The sequence below is a fragment of the Actinoalloteichus spitiensis RMV-1378 genome (genome assembly GCF_000239155.1).
GTDB lineage: Bacteria > Actinomycetota > Actinomycetes > Mycobacteriales > Pseudonocardiaceae > Actinoalloteichus_B > Actinoalloteichus_B spitiensis.
In genome coordinates, this window is the sequence record NZ_AGVX02000444.1 from 1 (window position 1) to 3090 (window position 3090).

Consider the following 3090-nt stretch of genomic DNA (forward strand, 5'->3'; position numbering starts at 1 on the left):
GCGTTCGGGGCCCAGCCAGCGGCAGGCCGCCGAGTCCGGCGGGGGTGTCGACAAGATCGAACGGTGGGTCCTCAGCGGGATCAGCGAGTACCGGCGTGACGTCCGGCTGCACGACCTGCTGTTCCACCACCCGTCCCGCCCCGAGGACCCCGAGGACAACCCGGCGGTGGACGCGCTGCGCGACCTGCTGCTCGAGATCGGGGTGACGGTCCCCGACCCCACGGCGACCGCCGTGATCCTCTACCACGCGATGCACGGGACGGCGGACCACATCCTGCACACGCCGGCGGACGAGGACCGCATGCTCGCCGAGGTGACCCGGCTCTGCCGGGTCCTGCTCGCGCCCTCGGCCTGAGGCCCCCGGCGGCCCCGGCTCGCCGCCCCGGCCGGCCCCTGGGGTGCCGACGGGGACGTGCGCCCTCCCCCACCCGGCGCCGGGCACCCGGCGCCACGCCGTCTCGCACCACCCTCACCGCCTCGCTCCGGAAGGCACCTCCCGGCACCCGTGGGTTCGTCCGTGTGCACGGCCTCCGGCGGGGTACCCGAAGCCCGGCCCGGCGGAGGCCCCTGGTTCGCCCTCCTCAATTAGGTTAGCCTAGCCTTGAGCGGTGACTGACTGCCAGTCATTCCGTCGCCCCGGGGCCGCTCCCGGCGCCCCACCGGCAGCCGAGCAGGCGAGGACACCGCGCCCCGACCACGCGGCGACGCGACATGACCTCCACGACGAGGAAGGCTCATGACAACGACGGACACGACCACGGCGGAGCGCACCGCCCCACTCGACAACCCCCCACGCGGCCCCGCCGAGGAGGACGCTCCCACCCTGGTGCGGGTCGGCGCGGCGGCTCGCCTCCTCCGGCCGGTGCGTCGCCACTTCATCACCTGCGGGGTGCTGTCCGCGCTCGCCGCCGCGGCCGGATTCCTCCCCTACCTGGCCATCGCCGAGATCGCCCGCGCCGTCCTCACCGCGCCCAGCGCGGCGGCCGCCGCCCCCACCGTCTGGACCTGGGTCGCGGTCGGTGGGATCGGGGCGATGCTGCGCCTGGTGCTGCTGGGCCTCTCCTCGCACGTGGGCCACTACGCCGACGCCGAGATGCTCCGGGACATCCGGGTCCGGCTGGTCCGCCGGCTGGGGGTGATCCCCCTCGGCTGGTTCCGCTCCGCCGGCTCCGGCCAGGTCAAGAAGACCATGACCGACGACCTGGAGGAGATGCACCAGCTGATCGCGCACGCCCTCGGCGAGATCACCGCCGGGGCGACGGCGATCCTCGTCGGCTTCGGCTACCTGCTGTTCGTGGACTGGCGGTTGGCGCTGATCACGATGGCCGTCCCGGCGTTGATGGTGCTCGCCTACCGGATCTCGATGCGGTCGATGCCCGCCCACATGGCCCGGCTGCTGGCGGCCGAGGGCCGGATCAGCGCGGCCAGCGTCGAGTACGCCGACGGGATCAGCGTCGTGAAGGCCTTCGGCACCGGCGGCCGGCTGCTGGACCGGTTCGGCGCCGCCGTGCGCGAGCACACCGCCGCCATGCGCACCTGGGTCTCGGAGGTCCGGTACAGCTCGGCGCTGTGCCAGCTCTTCAACTCGGAGGTGACGGTCCTCGCGGTCGTCTTCGCGGCGGGACTGGGCTTCGTCACCGCCGGGGAACTGGCCTTCGTCGACCTGCTGCCGTTCCTGGTGGTGGGCGTGGGTCTGCCCACCTCCCTCACCCCCTTGATCCAGGGGAACCAGGGTCTGCGCAAGGCCCGGATGGCCGCGGGGCGCATCGACGCCCTGCTCCACCGGGAGGCCCTGCCCGAGCCCGCGGAGCCCCAGCGCCCGACCGGGCACGACATCGAGCTCGACCGGGTCACCTTCTCCTACGACGGGGTGACCAACGCGGTGGAGGACGTCAGCGTGCGGTGCGAGCCGGGCACGGTCACCGCGCTGGTCGGTCCGTCCGGGGCGGGCAAGACGACACTGGCCAGCCTGCTCCCCCGGTTCTACGACGTGACCGGCGGGGCGGTCCGCATCGGCGGGGTGGACGTGCGGGACATGTCCTCCGAGACCCTGCTGTCCTCGATGACGCTGGTCTTCCAGGACGTGGCGCTGCTGCGGGACACCGTGACGGAGAACATCAGGATCGGGCGTCCGGGCGCCTCCGACGAGCAGGTGCGCGCGGCGGCGCGGGCGGCCCAGATCCACGACGTGGTCGAACGCCTCCCGCAGGGCTACGACACCGTGCTCGACGCGGTGGGTGGCGGGCTGTCGGGAGGTGAGCGGCAGCGGCTGACCATCGCTCGCGCGATCCTGGCCGCCGCTCCGGTGGTGGTGTTGGACGAGGCCACCGCCGCCCTCGACCCGGACGGGGAGGCCGCCGTCCAGGACGCGCTGGCCACCCTGATCGCCGGGAAGACGGTGATCGTGATCGCCCACCGGCTGCACACCATCGCCAGCGCCGACCAGATCGTGGTCCTGGAGGGTGGCCGGGTCGCCGAGGTCGGGTCCCACCCCGTCCTCCTCGCCCGCAACGGCCTGTACGCGCGGATGTGGCGGGCCCAGCAGAACGGAGACACCGCATGATCCGCCACCTGTACCGCCTGTACCCGCATCCCGGGGTGCTGGTGAGGATGGGCCTGCTGCACCTGGTGCTGGCGATCCTCCAGGGCGTGCTGCTCGGCATGTTGGTGCCGATCCTGCGGGCGCTGCTGCGTCCGGAACCGGATCTCGCCGCCGCGACGCCGTGGCTGATCGCCGGGGCGGTGGGAGCCGCCGTGTACGGGGTGCTGAAGATGATCGCCACCCCGGTGGGCTTCGCCGCGAGCATGAGCCTGGCCGCGCAGCTCCGGCACCGCCTGATGCGGCACGCCGCGACCCTGCCGTTGGGCTGGTTCACCGGCGGCAACAAGGCCAGGCTGTCCCGCACGGTGACCACGTCGGCCGGCAACGTGGCCCAGCTGGCCTCCACGTTCGGGCCGCCGGCGATCACCGGCACCGTCGTTCCCGCGACAGTGGTGGTGGTGACCTTCTTCGTCGACTGGCGGTTGGCGCTGCTGTTCCTGGCGATCCTGCCGGTGGCCTTCCTCGCCCTGCGGCGGGCCGGGCGGATC

3 protein-coding genes are annotated in these 3090 nt (G+C 73.4%); all 3 read left to right on the forward strand.

Features of this window, described 5'->3' with window-relative positions:
- Positions 1-355 (forward strand): hypothetical protein (locus ACTIDRAF_RS32105; RefSeq protein ID WP_016700270.1); only part of this gene is annotated, 355 nt, incomplete at its 5' end.
- 381 nt (positions 356-736) lie between these two features.
- A complete protein-coding gene (locus tag ACTIDRAF_RS0218785; RefSeq protein WP_016700272.1) occupies positions 737-2563 on the forward strand; it encodes an ABC transporter ATP-binding protein in 1827 nt (608 codons plus the stop codon).
- The coding region (locus tag ACTIDRAF_RS0218790) for an ABC transporter transmembrane domain-containing protein (protein WP_026066266.1) at positions 2560-3090 on the forward strand (531 nt) is incomplete at its 3' end. The genes ACTIDRAF_RS0218785 and ACTIDRAF_RS0218790, both read left to right, overlap by 4 nt.

Coding starts and splice junctions, on each gene's coding strand:
- ACTIDRAF_RS0218785 (WP_016700272.1), top strand. CDS start 737: ATGACAACGACGGACACGACCACGGCGGAGCGCACCGCCCCACTCGAC.